Source organism: Novosphingobium sp. 11B, assembly GCF_054589055.1.
Map to the genome: position 1 here is coordinate 1 of NZ_BAAILP010000107.1, position 20,736 is coordinate 20,736.

Annotated in this window: 16 protein-coding genes and 1 pseudogene; 6 read left to right on the plus strand and 11 right to left on the minus strand. The window is 64.1% G+C overall.

What is annotated here, in order from left to right; all coding sequences use genetic code 11:
- Positions 1-850: 850 nt before the first annotated feature.
- Positions 851-2,528: pseudogene (locus ACYPYD_RS09650) on the minus strand (chloride channel protein).
- Positions 2,529-2,688: 160 nt separating this feature from the next.
- On the opposite strand from ACYPYD_RS09650, the gene ACYPYD_RS09655 reads away from it, so the two are divergent.
- Positions 2,689-3,096, plus strand: coding sequence for a MarR family winged helix-turn-helix transcriptional regulator (locus tag ACYPYD_RS09655; RefSeq protein WP_459662914.1), 408 nt, complete (start codon positions 2,689-2,691; stop codon positions 3,094-3,096).
- Positions 3,097-3,306: 210 nt separating this feature from the next.
- Here ACYPYD_RS09655 and ACYPYD_RS09660 read toward each other — a convergent pair whose 3' ends face one another.
- Positions 3,307-4,149 (minus strand): enoyl-CoA hydratase/isomerase family protein, encoded by an 843-nt coding sequence (locus ACYPYD_RS09660; RefSeq protein WP_459662915.1) that lies wholly within the window; start codon positions 4,147-4,149, stop codon positions 3,307-3,309.
- A gap of 50 nt (positions 4,150-4,199) precedes the next feature.
- Positions 4,200-4,850, minus strand: a complete 651-nt coding sequence (locus ACYPYD_RS09665) for a TetR/AcrR family transcriptional regulator (protein WP_459662916.1) — start codon at positions 4,848-4,850, stop codon at positions 4,200-4,202.
- 362 nt (positions 4,851-5,212) lie between these two features.
- Between ACYPYD_RS09665 and ACYPYD_RS09670 the strand changes: the two genes are divergently transcribed.
- On the plus strand, positions 5,213-6,349 hold the full coding sequence (locus ACYPYD_RS09670) for an LLM class flavin-dependent oxidoreductase (protein WP_459662917.1): 1,137 nt from the start codon (positions 5,213-5,215) through the stop codon (positions 6,347-6,349).
- A 116-nt stretch (positions 6,350-6,465) separates the two neighbouring features.
- Here ACYPYD_RS09670 and ACYPYD_RS09675 read toward each other — a convergent pair whose 3' ends face one another.
- From ACYPYD_RS09675 to ACYPYD_RS09685, 3 genes are read right to left on the minus strand one after another with little or no spacing between them, the layout of a single operon-like run.
- Positions 6,466-7,041 (minus strand): TetR/AcrR family transcriptional regulator, encoded by a 576-nt coding sequence (locus ACYPYD_RS09675; protein WP_008832712.1) that lies wholly within the window; start codon positions 7,039-7,041, stop codon positions 6,466-6,468.
- Positions 7,042-7,095: 54 nt separating this feature from the next.
- Positions 7,096-8,031 carry an SMP-30/gluconolactonase/LRE family protein gene (locus ACYPYD_RS09680; RefSeq protein ID WP_459662918.1) on the minus strand — a complete coding sequence of 312 codons (936 nt, stop codon included), beginning with the start codon at positions 8,029-8,031 and terminating at the stop codon, positions 7,096-7,098.
- Positions 8,032-8,086: 55 nt separating this feature from the next.
- Complete coding sequence (locus ACYPYD_RS09685) at positions 8,087-9,199, minus strand: LLM class flavin-dependent oxidoreductase (protein ID WP_459662919.1); 1,113 nt, start codon at positions 9,197-9,199, stop codon at positions 8,087-8,089.
- Between the two features lie 266 nt (positions 9,200-9,465).
- Between ACYPYD_RS09685 and ACYPYD_RS09690 the strand changes: the two genes are divergently transcribed.
- Both ACYPYD_RS09690 and ribB read left to right on the plus strand, forming a co-directional pair.
- Positions 9,466-11,169 (plus strand): class I adenylate-forming enzyme family protein, encoded by a 1,704-nt coding sequence (locus tag ACYPYD_RS09690; protein ID WP_459662920.1) that lies wholly within the window; start codon positions 9,466-9,468, stop codon positions 11,167-11,169.
- A 26-nt stretch (positions 11,170-11,195) separates the two neighbouring features.
- Complete coding sequence (gene ribB / locus ACYPYD_RS09695) at positions 11,196-12,338, plus strand: 3,4-dihydroxy-2-butanone-4-phosphate synthase (protein ID WP_459662921.1); 1,143 nt, start codon at positions 11,196-11,198, stop codon at positions 12,336-12,338.
- Between the two features lie 54 nt (positions 12,339-12,392).
- Here the strand turns inward: ribB and ACYPYD_RS09700 are convergent, their stop codons facing one another.
- The 4 genes from ACYPYD_RS09700 to ACYPYD_RS09715 all read right to left on the minus strand — a co-directional run bounded on the left by ACYPYD_RS09700 (position 12,393) and on the right by ACYPYD_RS09715 (position 17,626).
- On the minus strand, positions 12,393-12,875 hold the full coding sequence (locus ACYPYD_RS09700) for a flavin reductase family protein (RefSeq protein WP_330702933.1): 483 nt from the start codon (positions 12,873-12,875) through the stop codon (positions 12,393-12,395).
- Entirely contained in the window at positions 12,872-14,116 is a 1,245-nt protein-coding gene (locus tag ACYPYD_RS09705; RefSeq protein WP_459662922.1) for a cytochrome P450, read from the minus strand. The genes ACYPYD_RS09700 and ACYPYD_RS09705 overlap by 4 nt, the downstream gene beginning before the upstream one ends.
- A gap of 9 nt (positions 14,117-14,125) precedes the next feature.
- Positions 14,126-15,208, minus strand: a complete 1,083-nt coding sequence (locus ACYPYD_RS09710) for a zinc-binding dehydrogenase (protein ID WP_459662923.1) — start codon at positions 15,206-15,208, stop codon at positions 14,126-14,128.
- Between the two features lie 63 nt (positions 15,209-15,271).
- Complete coding sequence (locus tag ACYPYD_RS09715; protein WP_459662924.1) at positions 15,272-17,626, minus strand: TonB-dependent receptor; 2,355 nt, start codon at positions 17,624-17,626, stop codon at positions 15,272-15,274.
- 281 nt (positions 17,627-17,907) lie between these two features.
- Between ACYPYD_RS09715 and ACYPYD_RS09720 the strand changes: the two genes are divergently transcribed.
- Entirely contained in the window at positions 17,908-18,654 is a 747-nt protein-coding gene (locus tag ACYPYD_RS09720; protein ID WP_008832703.1) for an SDR family NAD(P)-dependent oxidoreductase, read from the plus strand.
- A gap of 33 nt (positions 18,655-18,687) precedes the next feature.
- Complete coding sequence (locus ACYPYD_RS09725; protein ID WP_459662925.1) at positions 18,688-19,458, plus strand: enoyl-CoA hydratase/isomerase family protein; 771 nt, start codon at positions 18,688-18,690, stop codon at positions 19,456-19,458.
- A gap of 589 nt (positions 19,459-20,047) precedes the next feature.
- Here ACYPYD_RS09725 and ACYPYD_RS09730 read toward each other — a convergent pair.
- A partial coding sequence (locus tag ACYPYD_RS09730) for an SDR family oxidoreductase (protein WP_459662926.1) occupies positions 20,048-20,736 on the minus strand: 689 nt, incomplete at its 5' end.

Consider the following 20,736-nt stretch of genomic DNA (forward strand, 5'->3'; position numbering starts at 1 on the left):
TCTGGGTCGGCGACATTAATCAACACTCCCCGCCGCACCCAGAACCGAACTATATTCCCACAACCCGCCTAAAACGTATGGCTCAGGCACTATGCTTCGCTACCTGATCGTACAAAGTCGAGGTCAGCACCTGGATCAAAAATCGGATGTTGAGCTTCCACTAAGGGTCGGGACCTGAATCCCACCCGAAATTTTCGCGTGCGTCTAATCCCCTGCTGTCCCTTCAGATGTGCGTCGCGGGACGTGGGGTGTTCGCTGGGAAAGTCGGGCATTTAGGTGTTTACAACAGAACGGCGAAGGCGAAGCTTGGGAGAAGGCGATGAGGACGCGGAATGGTCTGGCAGCCGCTAGAGCCGGCGCGCTGCTAATGGCGGGTACACTGTCTGCGTGCAGCCCAGATGCAGCACAGCCTGAACCGACACCTACCACTTATGATATTAGAGCGGCAGACCTCATTGCGACCGAGCCCAATGATATCTGCCGAACCCGCCACCCCGCCTTCCTGCGCGACTTGCTGCTGCGGATTAGCGCCAGTCTGCCACCCGGCAGCAGTGGCTTCGAGTTCATACATTTCACGGTTGATAAGCCGAAACTCAACGGGGAGTGGGCCGCTATGGTCAGGTTCCGCGCCGCTTTGCCCGGTGAACCCGTTCAAACTATGCGCACCGTCGCTCCTTTCAATCTGGAAGACTGCACGACCGGGGCGTGGTCGCTGTATCGGAGGGAAGGCGCATACGAAAAATAGATATCTTCTGAAATTTTCAGATCGCATCCCATATACCGCAAAGAAAAGCGGTTAATCTGTTTCCGGGCCCACGAACTCAGCCGATGAACGACCAAGAAGGTTCGGTCAGCGTCTCTTCCATTCGGATGCGCGGTGGACATGGCGAACCTTTAGCAGGTCCTGACGGCTCAATATGCCCACGAGCCGGGAGGTTGCCGGATCTACGACCGGGATACGGCCGATGCCGCTGTCGACCATCATGTCCGCAATCTGGCTGACGGGTTTTTGTGGCGTGGCAACGGGGAGGGAGACGTCCGACAGAACCCTCCGCCAGCGATGCCTTGAGCGGGGCGTTATCCTCCATCTGCCACCGTAGCGCGTCGGAGCGGGACGTGAGGCCTACCAGGCGTCCCTCCGCATCGACCACCGGATAGCTACGATGCTTTGCCGTCGCGAAGAAGTTGATCGCCTCGGCCAGGGACAGGCCGCCCGGCAGCGTCTCCGGATCGGGTGACATCACCTGGCCGGCTAGAAGGAAGTCGAGCGGATCGACGCTATACTCTTGCAACACATGCCGTCCGCGCCGCGCGATCTTCTCGGTCAGGATGGAGCGGCGGATCAGCAGCACGCTGACCGCATAGGCGCCCACTGACGCGGCAATGGTCAGCGGCAGCATCGCAAAATCGCCGGTCAGTTCCGCCGCGAAGAGCGCCGCCGTCAGAGGCGCGCGCATCGCTCCGCTCATCGTCCCAGCCATGCCCGCCAGCGCCCATAATGCACTGCCGCCCGGCAGGAAATGGCCGATCACGAAACCTAATGCTCCTCCCAGCATCAGGAGCGGGGCGAGGACACCGCCTGATGTTCCGGACCCCAGGGCGATGAGCCACACCGCCGCTTTTACCACCAGCAGAATAAGCGCGACCCGCAGCGCCATTGATCCGTCGAGCAGCGCACGGATGCTCTCATAACCCGCGCCGAGCACATGGGCGTCGATCAGCCCGCCAATCCCCACCGCCACTGCGCCGATGGCCGGCCACCACATCCAGTGAAGCGGCAGGCGGCCGAACATGTCCTCCACCCGGTAGAGCAGGATGGACAGGAGCGACGCCTGACACCCCGCCAGAGCCCCCATAGCCAAAGCGATGGCGATGGTCGCGGGACCGAGCAGCGCGTGGTGCATGACGGGGAACAGCGGCCCGCTGTCGATAAGGAGCGGACGCCAGAGAAAGGCGGAAAGGGTTGCGACGACGACCGGAACGAAGCTGCGCGGCTTCCACTCGAACAGCAACACTTCGATGGCAAGGAGCAGGGCGGCGACCGGCGTGCCAAAGATTGCCGTCATCCCTGCCGCCGCACCGGCGACGAGCAGGGTCTTTCGCTCCGCCGCGCTCAGGTCGAACTGCTGGGCGAACAGCGATCCGATGGCGCCCCCGGTCATGATGATCGGCCCCTCTGCGCCAAAGGGGCCGCCACTGCCGATCGATATGGCGGAGGACAGAGGCTTCAGTAGTGCGACCTTGGGCGATAGGCGGCTCTCGCCATAGAGAATGGCCTCGATCGCCTCGGGGATGCCATGGCCCCGGATCTTGTCCGACCCATAGCGCGCCATCAGGCCGACGATCAGGCTGCCAATGATGGGGATCGCGACCAGCCAGAGGCCCAGCCCATTGTCGCTTATCTCCGACGGCCCGGCAGAGAAGCGGCCGAACCAGAACAGGTTGGTGGCGATGGCGATGGCCCGCAGCAGCAGCCATGCCCCCATCGCGCTACCCGTTCCCACGATCACGGCCGCCGCGGCCAGCATTAGCATACGCAGATCGGCACTATGGTCGGCGAGGCGGCGGTGCGTGGGAGGGGTAGCGAAATTTTTCATGGCGAGACCGATCGACAGAGAGAAGCGATGTCGGGTAAATATATCGTAATACGATATTTATCAATGGGGCTTGCCGCGTTAGGTATGCGCGATGGCAGCAGAGCTTTCCGACGCCGATTACGCCACGCTGGCGGAGTTCCGATTTTCCCTGCGGCAGTTTCTGGCCTTCAGTGAGAGTCGCGCGGCCGAATGTGGCCTGACCCCGCAACAGCATCAGGCGCTGCTTGCGATCCGGGCCGCTCCGGCGGATGGGGCGACGGTGGGTTACGTTGCGGATCGGCTGATCCTCAAGCCGCATAGCGCGACGGGACTGGTCGATCGGCTGGTGGTGCTGAACCTGGTCGAACGCAGGGCGTCGGCGCGGGACAAGCGCCGGGCGCTGCTGGCCCTGACTCAGGAAGCGCACGCCACGCTGGCGCGACTAAGCGCCGTGCATCGCGAAGAAATCCTGCGTCTCAAGCCCCTGCTCATGGGTCTCTTGAGCACGATGATGGATTGACAGACCTTGGGACAAGATTGCCCAAGATAAGGACTGCGCCTTATTGGCGGGCAGTCTGACAGACAGATCAGGCTCGCTTCCTCGGGGTTCGCAAGCCGGCTCTAAAGAGAGCCGCTGTCATCTGCGGCACGACCAAGTTTCTGGCACCCATTCCTGCCTCTGTTCTGACGCGAGCCCACTTCCGAAGACAAGCACAGAGTGAGCCCAACACTAAGGAAGATATCCGGCACCATGCAACTTGAAGATCTCTTGCGACCCGTGCCCTTTGAACTCCGCGACCGTCGCCTTCAGTCCGATGGTCGCAAGCTGCGCGCGGATACGCCGGACTTCGGGTTCGAGATGCAGGATCGCGTCGCTTTCGGCGATGGCGGAAAGCGCCTGGTCCCATCCGGCCGCCTCCATCGCGCGGTTGATCGAGCGCTTCTTCATCGCCAGCACGCCGGGCGGGACAAGCGCGATGCGTGACGCTAGCTCCTCAACGCAGGCGATCAGGTTCTCGGCCGGGACCGCGGCGTTGGCCCAGCCCCATTCCACCGCGGTCCGGCCGTCGATGCTGTTACCCGGCAGGAAGGCGAATTCCTTGGCCCGCCGCCCGCCGACCTGATGAACCCAAGTCGGCGCGATGAAGCCGCCGCCGATGGGAATGGTCGGCTCGGTGATCGCGGCATCCTGCGCCACGACGAGGATGTCGGCGAAGCTTGCCATCTGGGCGGCGACGCCGATGCAGTAGCCGTGCACGGCGACGATCACCGGCTTGGGATGGCGCCAGATGTCGCGCCACAGATCGACGTAGCCCGACAACCGCGTCACGTCTTCCATCGGGCTGCCCTCGGCGTTGTACTGGCCCAGGTCCATCCCCGCGCCAAAGCCCTTGCCGGCACCGCGAATCCCGATCACCGGCGCGCCGTCCGCCTTGAGATCGCGCAGCACCGTGCCGAACCGGGCGAGCATCCCGCGCGAGAACGCATTGGCCGCTTCGGGACGGTCGAGCACGATCCAGTCGATCGCGCTCCCGCGCTCCAGGCAGATTCCATCAATCGTACCGTCCGTCATCTTCGCTCCCGTCCTCGTTCTTGTCTTCGTGTCCGCCGCCCCGGTCGCCGTCAGCCCTGCAGCCGGAGCGGCAGGCACATGGCCATGACGATCTGTTCCATCGTGTCCTCCAGCGCGTGCTCGAAGGTCTCGGGAAATTCGTGCGTTTCCATGCGGCTGTGGCGCACCAGCAGGTTCAGGAACATCAGGCTGACGTTCACCAGCCGGCGCTGCGCGACGGCGGCGGGAAGGTAATCGACGCGCTGGCGCAGCAGGTCGAGCGCCCGGTTGAGCTGAGGCGGCGCCTCGCCGCCGAAGTGTCCGTATTCGTCCCAGTCGCCATGCAGCAGGTACTGCGACAGGAACGTGCCGTAGGAGCGATTGGTCCCGCCGTCGAGATGGAGCTGCGGCAGCAGGATGACCTCCAGGATCGAACGGGCATCCCGCGTGCGTCCGGTCGCCTCCAGCGCGGCGATCATCGCGCCGCGTCCGGGTTCCATCTGGTTCATCCGGAAGTCGAAGATCGCCTGGACCAGCCCCTCGCGAGACCCGAAGTGATACTGCACCGCGAAATGGTTTCCCTGCCCCGCCTTCGACGCGATTTCGCGCATCGAAACGCCCTGGATGCCGACTTCGGCGAACAGCCGTTCGCCCGTCAGGATGAGCCGCGTCTTGGGGTCGGCTTCGTCGATATCGGGCGAAATCTGCGGAGCTTCAGCCATTTTGTACGCTCTTCAAAATAAGTCATCTGTTTGCAAAGTGACATGCTTATGTGGCAGGAATGGCAAGGATGCCAAGCGTTTTAAGCAATCGTCGCGACTTTCCCGGGCGCTGCATCGTTGCTGTCCGTGCCGTCGTGATGGCAGCATGGCATTGAAGAATGTGGCCCAAACAACCGGTTTATGCTGCATATGCTAAGAGAATGCGGCCGATGTGCCGCATCGTGCTTGATCGGCGCCGGCGTCGTTCGCTCTTCCGAATTTCACTTTACAAGTGTTTTAAATTCCCTAGCCTATCACTCGTTAGGCTGCTTCGCCGGATTCGCGGGTGGCCACCAGGACAGAAACGAAGAAGGAGAGCGCTGATGGTCATGCAGACCGGCCTTATTTTCCACCCGTACATGCGACCGGGCCGCACGGCCCGTCAGACCTTCGACTGGGGCGTGCAAAACTCCATCGCCTGCGACAAGGCGGGTTTCGACACGATGATGATCTCCGAGCACGCCTCGCAGATCTGGGAGAACATCCCCAACCCCGAACTCATCATCGCCGCCGCCGCGCTGCAGACCGAAAACATCAGCTTCGCGCCGATGGCCCACATCCTGCCGCACCAGCACCCGACCAAGCTGGCGGTGATGGTTGGCTGGCTGTCGCAGATCCTGGAGGGTCGCTTCTTCATGGGCATCGGTGCGGGCGCCTATCCGCAGGCATCCTACATGCATGGCATCAAGGATGCCGAGCCCAAGATGCTCAACGACATGGTGCGTGAATCGCTCTCGATCATGGAGAAGATCTGGGCGCGCGAGCCGTTCTTCTTCGAGGGCAAGTACTGGAACGCCGGCTTCCCGCAGGAAGATGCGCCCGAGACCGAGGAAGACGAGCAGCACATGCTGGCCGATTTTGCGCCGTGGAACGGGGCATTCCCGGAAATCGCGGTGACCGGCTTCAGTTCCAATTCCCCGTCGATGAAGCTGGCCGGCGAGCGCAACTTCAAGCCGGTCTCGATCTACTCGGGCATCGATGCGCTGAAGCGTCACTGGGAGATCTATTCCGAAGCGAACATCGCCGCCGGCTTCACGCCCGACCGCGCGCGCCATGCGGTCTCGCACACCATCTTCTGCGCCGATACCGATGCAGAGGCCAAGCGCGAGGTGATGGAAGGCCCGATCGGCTATTGCTTCGAACGCTACCTGATCCCGATCTGGAAGCGTTTCGGCATGATGGACGGGTTCGCCAAGGACCACGGCATCGACCCGAACGACGCCGATCTGGAATTCCTGGTCGATAAGGTCTTCGTGGTCGGCTCGCCGGATACGGTCGTCGACAAGCTCAACGTGCTGTTCGAGCAGTGCGGCGGCTGGGGCACGCTGCAGGTGGAATCGCACGACTATTACGACAACCCGGAGCCCTGGTTCCATTCGCTGAACCTGCTGGCCAAGGAAGTGGCACCGCGCGTCAAGTTGCCCGAGGGCAGCAAGGCACCCGCGACCGCAGACGCCTGATTATCCGCCCGGACTCTCTCCGGCTACCTGAGGCGCCGTGGCAACGCGGCGCCTCTTTTCGTGTTTGGGGGGACGGGGCGAATAACGCTCCAGGGCGCGATGGTGCCCCGGAGGCGTCAGGGCGCGAAGCCGCCGAGGAAGAGGTCGGCCGCCTGGTTCGCGATCTGGGTGGGGCCGAGGCGTCCGGCGCGATACCAGCTCGGGCAGGAGTCGAGCATGGCGATCAGGAACTTGCGTGCCACGGTGGTCTGCGCATCGTTGCCGGAAGGGCTGGCGGCGACGAGCAGGTCGCGCCAGTAGCTGTCGAACGTCGCGTAGGCGGCGAGGACACGCTGCTTCATCTCGCTGGGAAGATCGCCGAACGACCGCGCCACGGCGGAGGAATAGTCGTCGCCGGAGAGTAGGAACTCGACATGGGCGACGATCGCGGCGCGCAGGCGATCGACCGGCGCGGTCTCGGGACCGAGCACTTCCACTTTCGCGACGATATGGCGCGTATTGCGGTATATGCCGGAGAGCATCACCTCTTCGACCACTTCGTCCTTGGACTTGAAATGGTGATAGATGCTGGGCGCCAGCATGCCCGCGCCCTGAGCGATCTCGCTCAACCGGGCGGCGCCGAAGCCCTTGGTCCGCAGAATGAAGGCTGCGGAATCGAGAATGCGTTTCCTGCCGGAGTCACCGTCGCTCATATCTGCCGAATAGCCGTTCGGGAGCCTAATGGAAGCCCCGATTGCGCGGAAGGGTCATCCGGCAAAGGGAATTGTCGGCAGGCCTGCGACGGGGGGCGAGAGAATTTCGAACAGTCCGCCGGCCAGCGGCTCCTGGGCAAAGCGCGCATCGGAATACCCCTGCGATCCGGTGACGAGGAACAGGCGGTCGTGGTTCGCACCGCCGAAGGCCGGGCGCAGGCCCCGCATCACCGGTAGCTGGCGTTCTTCCAGCAAGGTGGCGTCCGGCGCGAAGCGGCGCAGCTTCCAGCTTTCGTAGAAGGCCATCCAGATGCAGCCTTCGACATCGACCGCCATGCCGTCGGGATAGCCGTCCTCGGGCGTGAAGTTGAGGAAGTCGCGGCGGTTGGACAATTCGCCGTTGTCGTCGAGGTCATAGGCCCAGGTGACCAGCGGCATGGAATCGTTGACGTAGGCGGTGCGCCCGTCCGGGCTGAACGCCGGGCCGTTGGCAGTGACGATGCCGCGCTCTTGCGTCGAGACCGAGCCGCCCGCATCCAGGCGATAGAGTTCGCCGGTACTGCGCACGTCGAAGTCCTTGAGCGAGCTTTCCTTGTCGTCGGCGGTGGTGCTGTCGTCCCACTGAGCGGTGTCGCACGATCCGGTCCAGTAGCGGCCCTTGCGGTCGGTCACGCCGTCGTTGAGGCGCGCCTTGCCGGGGTCGGGGATCGGGTGGAGGATCGGCTTGTAAAGCTGCCGGGCGGGGTCGAGATGCACCAGCCCGTCGGCGCTGGAGGCGATGAAGCCGCCGCTTGCACGCGGGGCCAGCGCGCTGACCCACGCGGGCGTGGACCAGCTTTGCTTGCGGCCGGTTTCAAGCGCGTACCAGTGGACGGCGGGCGCCTCGATATCGACCCAGTAGATGCAACCGTCGCGGGCATCCCATACCGTGCTTTCGCCCAGGATCGCCTTGGCGTCCCACAGGCAGCGCCAGCCATCGCCTTCCATCATCGCGCATTCTCTCCGGTCTTCGCCGTGTTCCCGGCGTGTCAGGTCTGGTCGGGGATCAGCCGGCCGTTTGCAAGCCCGCCGCGCTCTCCACCGGATCGACCGAAACGTCGATGTCCTTGAGCGCGGGGAGTACCTTGCGGGCGATCAGCTCGTAGTTTTCGAGGCCGACGTCGAAGGGCATGTCACCGAACTGGGTATAGATGATGAACTTGCCCACGTCGAAGCGCTCCTTCATCACCTTGAGCTTCTCGACCACTTCCTCGGGCCGACCCCAGATCTGCAGGTCGGCGAGGAATTCGTTGAACTTCTCGATCCCGTGCTTCTCGACGCTGCGGGCGAGGGCGCCGTAGTATTCGTAGCCCTCGATGTTGGCGAATTCCTTGTTGCCGAACTGGTAGAACGACGAGGTCGAGCGGGCATATTCGACAAGGTACTTGTCGCGCATCTCCTTGGCTTTGGCGGCGTCCTCGTTCGCGGCGATGAAGCATACGACGACGGGCTTTGGCGCATCGCGGCCGTTCACCGCTTTGAACCGGTCGCGATAGGTGGCGAGATCCTCGTCCACTTTGTCCCACGGCTTCTGGGCGATGATCATCAGGCCGACGTCGAGGTTGGCCATCAGCTTCACGGACTCCGGCGAGACGGCCGAGGCGAAGACGCGGCCGCGATAGCTGGAATAGGGGCGCGGGCGCAGTTCGACGCGGGGCTGCTTCAGATAGTCGCCGTCATATTCCATCACGCCGGTTTCGAGGCCCTGCAGCAGCGCCTCCGCATATTCGCGGAACCGCTTGCGCGCCTCGCCCATGGGGACGCCGAAGCCGTCGAACTCTTCCTTGCCGAGGCCGCGCCCCATGCCGAGCACCGCGCGGCCTTCGGAGAACTGGTCGAGCAGCAGGAAGCTCTCGGCGATGCGCACCGGGTTCTGCCAGGGCAGCACGGTAACGGTGGTGCCCAGCTTGATGCGCTTGGTCTGGCCCGCGACCCATGAAAGGAACTGCGGCACGTTGGGGGTCATCATGTAGCCGGTGAAGTGGTGCTCCGGCGTCCAGACGGAATCGAAGCCCTGGTCTTCCGCGCGCGCCGCGAGCGAAAGTTCGTGCCGGAACACGTCAACGTCCGACACCTGATCGTGCAGGTTCTGAAACGTCAGCCCCAACCCAACTTCCATGACTCAATCTCCAATCCTTGATTCGTTGCGTTCAACCTAATATGCATTAGGCAGTCAATGCAAGGCTGTTTTTACGAGCGAGGCGGGCTGGCGAGGCACGTGGGCAAATCCCGAAAAGACCGGAAGTCTTCCCAAATATCCCTGTAAACAGGCCGTCATTCTATTCAAAGCGTAAGAATTACGGCGCTCCGGAAGCGATCGCACGGACTGGCTTGACCGCAGCACCTGTCGTGGAATAATTTAACGAGAATTAGGGAGAAGTTGTGATGACGAGCATGGGCAGCGTGACGAGCCGCAGGCGGGCGATGGCCGACCGGCATCCCGAATGGCTGTCGTGGACGCTGCACGCCTATCTCGACTGGACGCAGGCGGATTTTGCCGCACGTCCGCTGGTCGTCACGGACGGCGAAGTGCTCGATTACGGATCGGTCGCGGCGCTGTCGCGCAAGCTGGCCTCGGGGCTGGCGGCGCGCGGCATTGCGGCCGGGGACCGCGTGGGCCTCGTCATGGCGAACGACCCGATGACGGTGCCGCTGCTTTTCGCGATCTGGCGCGCAGGCGCGGTGGCGGTGCCGATCAACACGCTCTATCGGCCCGATGAACTGGCCTATGCCGTGCGTGAGGCCGGGTGCGCGCTGCTCGTGGTGATGCGCAGTTTCGGCTCGCGCGATTTTCCGGCGATGCTCGATGCTGTCCTGCCCGGCTGGCTGGGCGGCGCCTGCGCCGACGCGCCCGAACTCAAGGGCGGGCTGGTGTTCGATCGCGACGCTCCGGCCGATTTCGTGCAGGCGCTTGCCGGCGATGGCGATGCCGGAGAGATCGCCGTGCCCGTCTCGGCGGACGACCTTGCGGTGATCATGTTCACCTCCGGCACGACCGGATCGCCCAAAGGCGTCGCCATCACGCACGACAACCTCATGCGCGCGGCCTATGCGGGCGCTTATCACCAGGCGTTCGAGGAGGGGCGCCGGGCGGTGTTCTCCTTGCCGCTCTACCATGGGTTCGGCCTGGTGGTCGGGCTGCTTTCGGGCATGGTGGTGGGCGGGGCGATCATTCCCCTGCTGAAGTTCGATCCGCACGCGATCCTCACCGCGATCGGGCGGCACCGCGCGACGTACCTGATGGGCGTACCGACGATGACGATCGCGCTGCTGGAACAGGCGGAGAAGGAAAGCTACGACTTCTCCTCGCTCACCGCGATCCACAGCGCAGCCGCGCCGACGCCGAGCTGGGTCTGGAAACGGATCCAGGCTACCTTCGGGTGCGAGGACATCATCACCAGCTACGGCCAGACCGAGGTGACCGCCACGGTCGTCTGCACAAGCCCCGGCGATCCGATCGACGTGGTATCCGAAACGCAGGGGTGCATCGTCGAGGCGGGCATTGCGGGCATGCCCGATCAGGGCGGCCGCATCGCCGAATTCAAGACGATCGACCCGGAAACCGGCGCCGACCTGCCCTGGGGCAGCCCCGGCGAACTGTGCTGCCGCAGTCCGATGAACAGCAAGGGCTACTTCCGCCGTCCCGACGCCACCGCCGAACTGTTACTGCCCGGCGGGTGGATACGGATGGGCGACCTCGGCCAGTTCCGCGCGGACGGCAACCTGTTCCTGACCGGCCGTTCCAAGGAACTCTACAAGAGCCGGGGCGAACTGGTCTCGCCCAAGGAACTGGAGCAGTTGCTGACCCGCCATCCGGACGTTTCGCAAGCGTTCTTCATCGGCATGCCCGACGATCGCTATGGCGAGTGCGGCTGCGCATGGGTCGTGCGGGCGCAGGGGAGCGCGATCTCCGCGCGCGAAATCGAGGCGTTCCTCGCCGCGCAGGTGGCCGCGTACAAGCTGCCGCGCGACATCTGGTTCATCACCGACGAGGAACTGCCCAAGACCGGCACCGGCAAGGTCCAGAAGGCACAGCTCAAGGAAAAGGCGCTGAAGCTGGTCTGGGACATGTCCGTCAGCAGAGCGTGAAGACACATAACACAAGGATGAGAGGAATGCCCGAGGTTCAAGTTTCTCCGATCGAGGAGATCATCCGGGAGGCGGTCGAGGGCCGCCCCTACATACTCGTCGATGCGGACAACCGGGAGAACGAGGGTGATGTCATCATCCCCGCCCAGTTCGCCACGCCCGCGCAGATCAACTTCATGGCCACCCATGCGCGCGGCCTGATCTGCCTGGCGATGACCAGGGCCCGCGCGGATGAGCTGCAGCTCAAGCCCATGGCGCGCCGCAACGAGTCCGGTTACGGCACCGCCTTCACCGTCTCCATCGAGGCGCGGGAAGGGGTGACGACGGGAATTTCCGCGGGCGATCGCTCCCATACGATCTTCGTTGCCGTGAACCCCAACTCCAGCGCGGCCGATCTGGTATCACCGGGACATGTGTTTCCGCTGACGGCGCGCGACGGCGGGGTGCTGGTGCGCGCCGGCCATACCGAGGCGGCGGTCGATATCTCGCGCCTTGCGGGCCTCACCCCGGCCGGCGTGATCTGCGAGGTGATGAACGAGGACGGGACGATGGCCCGCCTGCCCGAACTTCTCGAATTCGCGGGGAAGCACGGGCTCAAGGTCGGGACGATCGCCGATCTGATTTCCTATCGCCGCCGCTCGGAGAAGCAGGTCGAGCGTGTCGTGAGCGCGCCGTTCGAAAGCCATTACTGCGAAGGGCCGCTGACCATTCACGTCTATCGCTGCCTGCTGGACGGCGGCGAGCATGTCGCCATCGTGAAGGGGCAGGTGCGGCCGAACGTCGATACGCTGGTGCGGGTGCATCAGGTCGACATCACTGCGGACATGTTCGGCTGGACCGCCGCGCACCGCGATTACGTGCCGCGCGCCTTGAGCGCGATATCGAGCCATTCCGGCCCGGCGGTGGCGGTGTTCGTCCGCGATCCCGATCCGACCTCGATCTCGCGCCGCGTCGCCGGTGGGCGCAAGACCTATCACGAGACGCATGCGACCCGCGACTACGGCATCGGTGCGCAGATCCTGCGGGATCTGGGGGTGGGGCAGATGACGTTGCTGACGTCGAGCCAGGCCAAGCTCGTGGCGCTCGAAGGGTTCGGTCTGACGGTGACCGCGCGCGCCGCGCTGCGCGGCGAAGAACCGGTGGCGGCGCTGCGGCTTGCCGAAGGATAGGACGCAGCAAAAGGGGGAAGCGGCAGGCGCCGGTTCCCCCTCTTTCTCGAACTTTCAGAGCGGTAGTATCTTGCCGTAACCACCCTTGTGGAAGATCAGCGGGCTGCCTTCATGGTGCACGTCGAGCCCGCGCACCCGGCCGAGCACGATGTAGTGGTCGCCCGCCTCGTGCACGGTGTCCAGTTCGCAGTCGATCCAGGCCAGGGCGCCGTGGATGATCGGTGATCCGAGCGCCGACAACGCGAAATCGAGCCCCGCGAACTTGTCCTCGCCCTTGGCCGAAAGGGCGCTGCACACGGCCTGCTGGCTATCGCCCAGAACGTTGACGCAGAAGCGGCCGGCGGCCTCAACCCTGGGCCATGTCGTCGAGGACTTGTCGGGAAAGAACGCGACCAGCATCGGGTCGAGCGAAACCGAAGTGAACGATCCGACGACGAGCCCCACCGGCCTGCCATCCTCGCCCATGGCGGTGATGGCGCAGACGCCGGTGGGGTAGTGGCCGAGGATACGGCGAAATTCCCTGGGCTCGGCGGTCATGCGCGGTCCCAGACCAGCGGCACGCCTTCGACGGTGCCGATGATGCCCGAATGGAACACCGGCTTCGCATCGGGGGCGAGCGTGAACTGCGGGATGCGCTTCAGCCACTCCTGCAAGGTCACGATCACTTCGAGGCGGGCGAGGTGCATGCCTGCGCAGCGGTGCGGCCCTTGCGCGAAGGTGGAATGGGCGATGCCGGTGCGGCCGGGCCTGAGTGTCCAGGCATCATCGTTGGCGCGCGCATCGAGCCCGTGCAGCGCGGTCGGCAGCAGGATCATGTCGCCCTTCTTCAGCTCGACGCCGCGATAGGTCATGTCATAGGCCACCATGCGCGCGTCGGAGACGACCCCGAAGCGGCGGAACATCTCCTCGGCGCTGCGCTGGAGTTTCAGCGGGTCTTCGCGCAGTTCCGCTACCGTCTCGGGGTTGCTCGCGAGATGCAGCATCATGAAGCTCAGGAAATTGACGACCGTGTCCAGCCCGCCCAGCAGCAGCAGCGAGATCAGCCCCAGCGCCTTGTCGTCGGGCATCGGCGCGCCGTTGATCTCGGAATTGAGCATCGTCGTGATGAGATCGGTGCCGGTGCCTCCGCGCCGCGCCGCGATGATCGGCTCGACGTAGCGGAAGAAGCCCTGGTTCGCCTTGTCGAGCGCGGCGGCCTGTTCGCCGGGCGTGCGACCGGGCGGGCGCGTCATGTCGTTGGCGAGTTCGCCCAGCATCGGCGCGTCGCTTTCGGGCAGGTCGCACAAGGCGAGGAACACGCGAACGGGGAAGATCCCGGCATATTGCTTGCCGAAATCGCAGCGACCATCGGCGACGAAGCCGTCGATCAGCTCGGCGGCGGTCTGGCGGACCTGCTCCTCGGTGCGGCGGATGGCGGTGTGGTTGAGGCCCTTGTCGAGCACCTTGCGGTACGGCGTGTGCTCGGGCGGGTCCATGCGGGTGGGGACCATGGCGTACTTCTCGCCCGCTTCCTTGGGCAGGAAGATGATCTCGCTGGAGAAGCGCGAGGGGTCGCGGTAGATTTCGTCGATCAGTTCGCCGCGTGTCGCGATCCAGTGCCCGCCGGTCAGCGGCGTGTAGATCAGGTCGGGCATGCCGTCCTGTTGCAGCCGGCCCCAGGCTTCGTGGAAGCCGTCCTCGATGCCGTCGGGCGCGAACATGTCGACGTCGTGGACGAGGTGGGCGGGTACGTGACCCGGAACGATGCTGCGGTGCTTTTCAAGCTGCGCTGTGCTCATGACATGTCCTCAGGCGATGGAAGGGTCGATGACGGCCTTGGTCGCGATGCCGGTGCGGGTGGCTTCGAGCGCCTTGCCCGCATCGGCGATGGAGAAGCGGTGGCTGATGAGGTCCGCCAGCGGCACCTTGTCCTGCAGCCGCACGGCGAGATGCATCGCGTGATAGTAGTTGCGCGGCGCCGGGAAGGCCGCGCCGCCGATCGTCAGGTTCTTCACCGTCAGGTCGCGCGGCGAAATCGGCTGGGTGCCGATCGCGCCCCACAGGCCCAGCACGATGTAGCGGCCGTGCGGGCCGGTCAGGTCAACACCCTCGGGGAAGGCGGGCAGCACGCCGGCGGCTTCGACCACCACGTCCGGGCCGCCCGGGCCGGTGAGATCGTAGACGGCGCGGCGGCGTTCCTCCACCGGCAGGTCGAGCGAGACGGTGGCGGTCGCGCCCAGCTTCATCGCGGCGGCGAGACGGGCGGGGGCCTTGTCGATGACCACGATGCAGCGCGCGCCCATCTGCGCGGCGACCAGCACGGCGGACAGCCCGACCGGCCCCGCTCCCTGCACCACCACCGCGTCGTTCAGCGCGATCGGGCCGCAGCGGTCGAACCCGCGCAGCACCGTGGGTAGTGCGCATCCCAATGCCGCGACCGCCAGCGGATCGGCATGGTCGGGCAGGCGGTAGAACGACATGCCGCTCGGCAGCCAGGCAAAGTCGGAATAGCTGCCCCAGTTGGGCTTGTTCGCATGCTCGAAGTATTGCGTGTTCTCGCAAGGGGTCTGCTGCAGCACGGAGCACGAATAGCAGCGCCCGCACAGCGGGATCGGCGACCAGACGACGAGGTCGCCCACCTTCACGTCGAAGCCTGCGTAGTCCTTGGCGACGCCCGCGCCCAGCTTCTCGATGCGGCCGACACCTTCGTGGCCGAGGATGATGGGGAAGGGCATCTCGCCCGCCTCGCCCGAGGCGATGTGGACGTCGCTGCCGCATACCCCGCCCACCACCGTGCGCACAAGGATGCCGCCCGCCTGGGGATCGGCGATGGGCAAGTCCCAGGTTTCCAGGCGGTTTTTCTCGACCAGTACGGTGGCCCTGCCGCGCATGACGTTTATCCTCTCTTTGCGTCTACCCCGCCCGCACAGGCGGACGGGGCGGATCGCATCCTATCAGAAGCGGTAGGTAACTTCGGCACCGAAGGTCTGCGGCGCGCCCCAGATCGCGGTGTTGAAGCCGCCGCTGGCGCCTTCGACGTAACCCGAGTTGTAGTAGAGCTTGTCGAACAGGTTCTTCACGTAACCGGCGACGGTCACGTTGCTGCCCATGACGTTGTTCCAGCTCAGGCGCATGTCCACGGTGACGTAGCCCGGCAACTGCGTGCGCGGCGTGATCGAGCCTTCGTTGTTCGAGAAGTACGTCATCTTCTGCCCGAACACGTCGGTGCGGAACTTCACCTCACCGGCGCTTTCCGGCACAGGCAGTCCCACTTCGGCATAGACCGAGCCCGCCCACTTCGGTGCATCGGTATAGGTGTCGAAGGGAATGGTCAGTCCGGCCACGCCGGTAGCAGAGGACAAGTCGACGATATTCCTGGTGAACTTGGCGTCGGTGTAGGCGCCGGAGAACCCGACTTCCAGCCATTCGCTCAGGCGGAAGTTGCCGTCGAATTCCACGCCCTGGATGCGCTTCTTGGGAACGTTGACGGTGAATGCGGCCGGGTTGCCGTTCACCAGCGCGTAGATCGAATGCTGGGCGTCGGTCACGATCTGGCGATAGGCGGCGATATTGACCCGCGATGCCACGCCGACGATGTAGCCGTTGAACTTGTAGCCAAGTTCGAAGTCGTAGGTGTTCTCGTTCTTGAAGAAGTTCGTGTTGTTGTAAGGCACGACCGCGCCGTTGAAGCCGCCGGCCCGGAAAGAACCGCGCTGCGCGAAGTAGACCATGTTCTGCGGGTTGATCTGGTACTGGATGTTGAACGTCCAGCTGGGGTCCTTGAGGTTGGCCTTCTGCTTGAGCGGGGTATCGCCATCGAGGTTGAACAGGCTGCCCGGGTTCTGGCGCAGGCGCATCTGCTCCCAGGTGTAGCGTCCGCCCGCAGTGACCGTCAGCTTGTCGGTCAGCTCGTAGCTGAGCTGGGCGAACAGGGCCTTGGATTCATCGTCGTTGGTATAATAATAGGCGATGTCGGCCAGCGGCGTCGCCAGCTCCGATCCGACGATGACCGGGATGTATTCCTTCTTGCGTGACCACGAGTAGTACGCGCCGACGATGTATTCGAGGCGTCCGCTCTTGCCCTGAAGCTGCAGTTCGTTGGAAATGCGCTTGGTCGAGAATTCCTCGCCGCCCGGAGGTCCGTTGCCGAGACCGCTGTTGTTGTAGAGGTTGAGCGAGCCGAAGGGCGATCCGGAAAGGATGCCGGGCGTGCGGGCGAAGGCATCGGCATAGCTGAAGATGTTCTTCAGCATAACGTCGTCGCCCAGTTCCATCTCCGTGGTGTTAGTAACGAAGGCGGTGTGCGCCTTGTGCGGCAGGTCGTAGCTCAGCCAGACCTTGTAGGGGTTGGCTTGCTGCCAAGCGAGGTAGCCGGCGACCGCGCCGGGCCAGGTGCCGTCGCCCATCGGCCCGTCGCCCAGCGTCGGCGCGAAGGGGCTGTTCATGCCGTAGACGCAGTCCAGCGTCGCGGTGAGCTGGTAGCCGTTGTTGGTCTCGCCGCAGGCATGGTAGGAATAGAGGCCGCCGGCACCCTCTGTTCCACCGAAGTCGCTGTACTGCGCAACGGCGGTCATCTTGAACCCGGAAGACGGCTCGATCACCAGGGTAACGCGGCCGGACTTGGCATCGGTGTCGCCCAGCGTGCTGCCGGTGTTGACGTTGCGGATATAGCCGTCCTGCTTGTTGTAGTCTCCCGCAAGGCGCAGCTTGATGACGTCCGAGATCGGCAGGTCGATGGCGCCCTGGGCCTGGATGTAGTTGCGCTCGCCGCCCTTGATCGTGAGGTAGCCGCCGTACACGTCGCCGGGCTTGGTCGTCTCGTAGAGGATCGCGCCGCCGGTCGCGTTGCGGCCGAACAGGGTGCCCTGCGGGCCTTTCAGCACCTGCACGGAACTGAAGTCGAAGAAGGCGGTCGAGGTGTTGCCCTCGGTCATCGGGGCGTCGTTGATGTAGGTCAGCACTGCCGGGCTGGAGCCGGAGAACGGATCGAGCGTCTGTCCGCGCAAGGTGAAGCTGAGCTGGTTGGAGTTCTGCCCGCTCTTGACGACAAGGCCTGGGACAAGCGCCGCAAGGCCCTGTTCGCTGGTGACGTTGCGGTCCTGAAGCACGTCGGCGTTGAATGCAGAGACCGATACCGGAACCTTGGAAAGCGACTGTTCGCGGCGCTGCGCGGTGACCACGATTTCCTCGATCTCGGGCTTGGCATCCTTGGCCTGGGCGGCCTCCGCGCCGCTCTGGGCATGAGCCGGCATCGCCAGCATCGCAGTGGCGATGGCCATCGTAGAGGTCGCGCCGAAACGGAACGTCATTGCAGTTTCTCCCTTTCCCGGACCCTCGTAGGCCCCGTGGTCTTCGCTCTAAACTAATAACCATTAGTCTTCGGTCAAGCGGAAATTTGGAAAGGCTTTTGCGCGGACGAATTTGTCAGTATTTTGCGAAGCGAACGTGAAAATCACCGGTAAATCGCTGATTTTTGGCGGACAGGATTTCCGCCATCCGCGAGCGACCATGATTGCCATGGGCTTGACAACCTGTTGTCTGCCAAATCAATAATAGGCTGATATTCGACAACTCGCATGGGAGAATGCAAATGGCGCGACTCGCTGGCAAAGTGGCCATCATCACGGGCGCAGGACGGGGCATGGGCGCCTCACATGCCCGGCTTTTCGCCGAGCAGGGGGCCAAGGTGGTGCTCACCGACCTGAACGCAGCGGCGGGACAGGCACTGGCGGACGAGATCGGCGCCGCTGCCGTCTTCGTGAAGCACGACGTGACCAGGCTGGCCGAATGGCCGGCGGTGGTGGACGCGGCCGTCACGAACTTCGGCGGCGTCGATATCCTGGTCAACAACGCCGGTATCCTCGGCCCGCTCGCCGATACCAGGGACTTGACCGAGGAAGACTATCACCTCGTCTGCGCGGTGAACCAGCATTCGGTGTTCCTGGGCATGAAGTCGGTGCTGCCGGCGATGCTCAAGCGGGGCGGCGGCTCGATCGTGAACATTTCCTCGATCGCGGGAATGGCGGCCAACTACGGTTTCCCCAGCCTTGCCTACGTAGCCAGCAAGTTCGCGGTACGGGGCATGACCAAGGCGACCGCGATGGAGTTCGGCAAGCACAACATCCGCGTGAACTCGGTCCATCCCGGCTTCATCCAGACCCCGATGATGGTCGAGGCGACGGACGAAGTGGGCGGCGAGGCGCTGGCGCAGATTCCGCTGGGCCGTATCGCCGACCCGCGGGAGGTTTCGAACCTGGTGCTGTTCCTGGCCTCGGACGAATCTTCCTACATCACCGGCGCCGAACATCTCGTCGATGCCGGCATGCTCGCGCACTGAACGTCATGACCGGGAGCGGGAAAGGGGGCGGCGATGGCGCAAGTCGAACTGTTCGTTGAAGGGCGCACGGCGCGCGTCCATCTCAATCGCCCCGATGCCCGCAATGCGCTGACGTTCGGGATGGATGTCCTGCTCTCGCAGTTCTGGCGGCAGGTGGACGAGGATCCGGAGATCTGGACGGTCGTGCTGACGGCGCAAGGCGACGAGGCCTTCTGCATCGGCGCGGACATGTCCGAAGCCAGGCCGGCGGCGCCGCGCCTGGCCGTCGGCGGCGGCCTGACCGGCATCGGCGGGCCGCTCGTCCCCCTGAGCAAGCCACTGGTCGCCGCCGTGCAGGGCTTCTGCGTCGGCGCGGGGTTCGAACTGGCGATGTGCGCCGACGTCATCGTCGCTGCGCAGAATGCCCAGTTTGGCCTGCCGGAAACCCGCCGGGGCATCATCGGCGAATGCGGCGTGGTGCACCGGGCGGTGCGCCGTTTGCCGCATCATGTGGCGATGGCGATGATCCTCACCGGGGAGCGGATCGACGCCAGGGCGGCCGAACGTTTTGGCCTCGTCAATCAACTGGTTCCGCTCGCCGGGTTGTCCGAGGCGGCGATGGATTGGGCCGCGAGGATCAACAAGGCCTCTCCGCTGGCGAACCGGGCCGCCAAGGCCGCCGTCGCGCGAGGGTTGGCGCTCCCGCTCGAGGCGGCGCTGAGCAGCCGCTTCGAGGAGATAGAGCGTTACGCAGGCAGCAACGATGCGCGCGAGCGCGACGCCGCTATCGTGCAAGGGCGAAGACCTGTTTGGACTGGCCGTTGATCGGTTAGGACTAGAGAGAAATTCCGGATTGGCGGTTCACCGAAGGTACCTGATCAGAAAGCACGTTAGCAACAGGGGAAAATGTTCGAGCAAGTGGCAATTGAACGAATGTACAGCGTCGGGAACATCACTTCTACTTGCGCGAACGAATAGTCTAAAGTGCTTCACCGCTCAGCAGTGGCCAAGCAAACTATCGACTGGCTATCGTATGGGCCGCCGTTCATGGTTGTGCGCTATAAAGGCTTCATTTGGACTGCAGCCGACGCGGCGTGAATGTCAGTTATTCCCACGACCCAACCTCGAACCGGACTTTCGCCTATCGGCCCGTCTTGAGTGTCCAAGAAGTGAAAGCGGACCGGCCGCAGGTTGGAACGATAATTTCGACGCTGAACGGCCGGGATGGGTCGGTTCGGGCAAGGGCGAGCGACGGATCGAGCGCCATTTTGAGCAGTCGGCTTTGTATTAATAATTCGAGAGGTTGCACCGTTTGGCGGCCTTTATCCTCTATAGGCTTCGAGAAATTCATGAGCGCGCAGGACTTTGGCTGCTGCCGGGTTATGGGGGCAATATGCGAATGCCCCCATCGTCGTCAGATTGTTGAGCGAACCGGCCGGACGATGAGCGTATTAACGTCCACATCCGCCGGCTGCTCCACCGCATAGGCGATGGCGCGCGCGATAGCGTCCGGGGTGAGAGCGATGGAGCGGAAATCGACCATGGCCTGCGCCGCGACCGGATCGGTGATCGTGTGGGCCAGTTCCGATTCCACGACGCCCGGCGCGATGATGGTGACGCGAATGTCGTCATGCTCCATGCGCAGCGCCTCCGAGATGGCGCGCACTGCATATTTTGTCGCGCTGTAGACGCCGCAGGTCGGCCACACGGCATAGCCACCGATCGAAGAAACGTTGACGAACTGGCCGCTGCCCTGGCCCTTGAAGCGAGGGAGGGCGGCGGCAATGCCGTGCAGGACACCGCGGATGTTGACGTCGATCATCCGGTCCCATTCATCAACCTTCAGGCTGTCGAAGCGCGACAGCGGCATCAGCCCCGCATTGTTGACCAGCACATCAACGCGGCCGTATTCGGCCTCGGTCGCGGCGATGAACGCCTCGAAATCGCTGCGGTCCGTGACGTCGAGCGACCGGAAGGCGATTGTGCCTCCCGCTGCGTTCAGTTCCTCCGCCAGCGCTGCGAGCCGGTCGGTGCGGCGTGCGCCCAGCATCAGCTTCGCGCCGCGCGCCGCGAGCAGCCGCGCCGTGCCTTCGCCGATGCCGC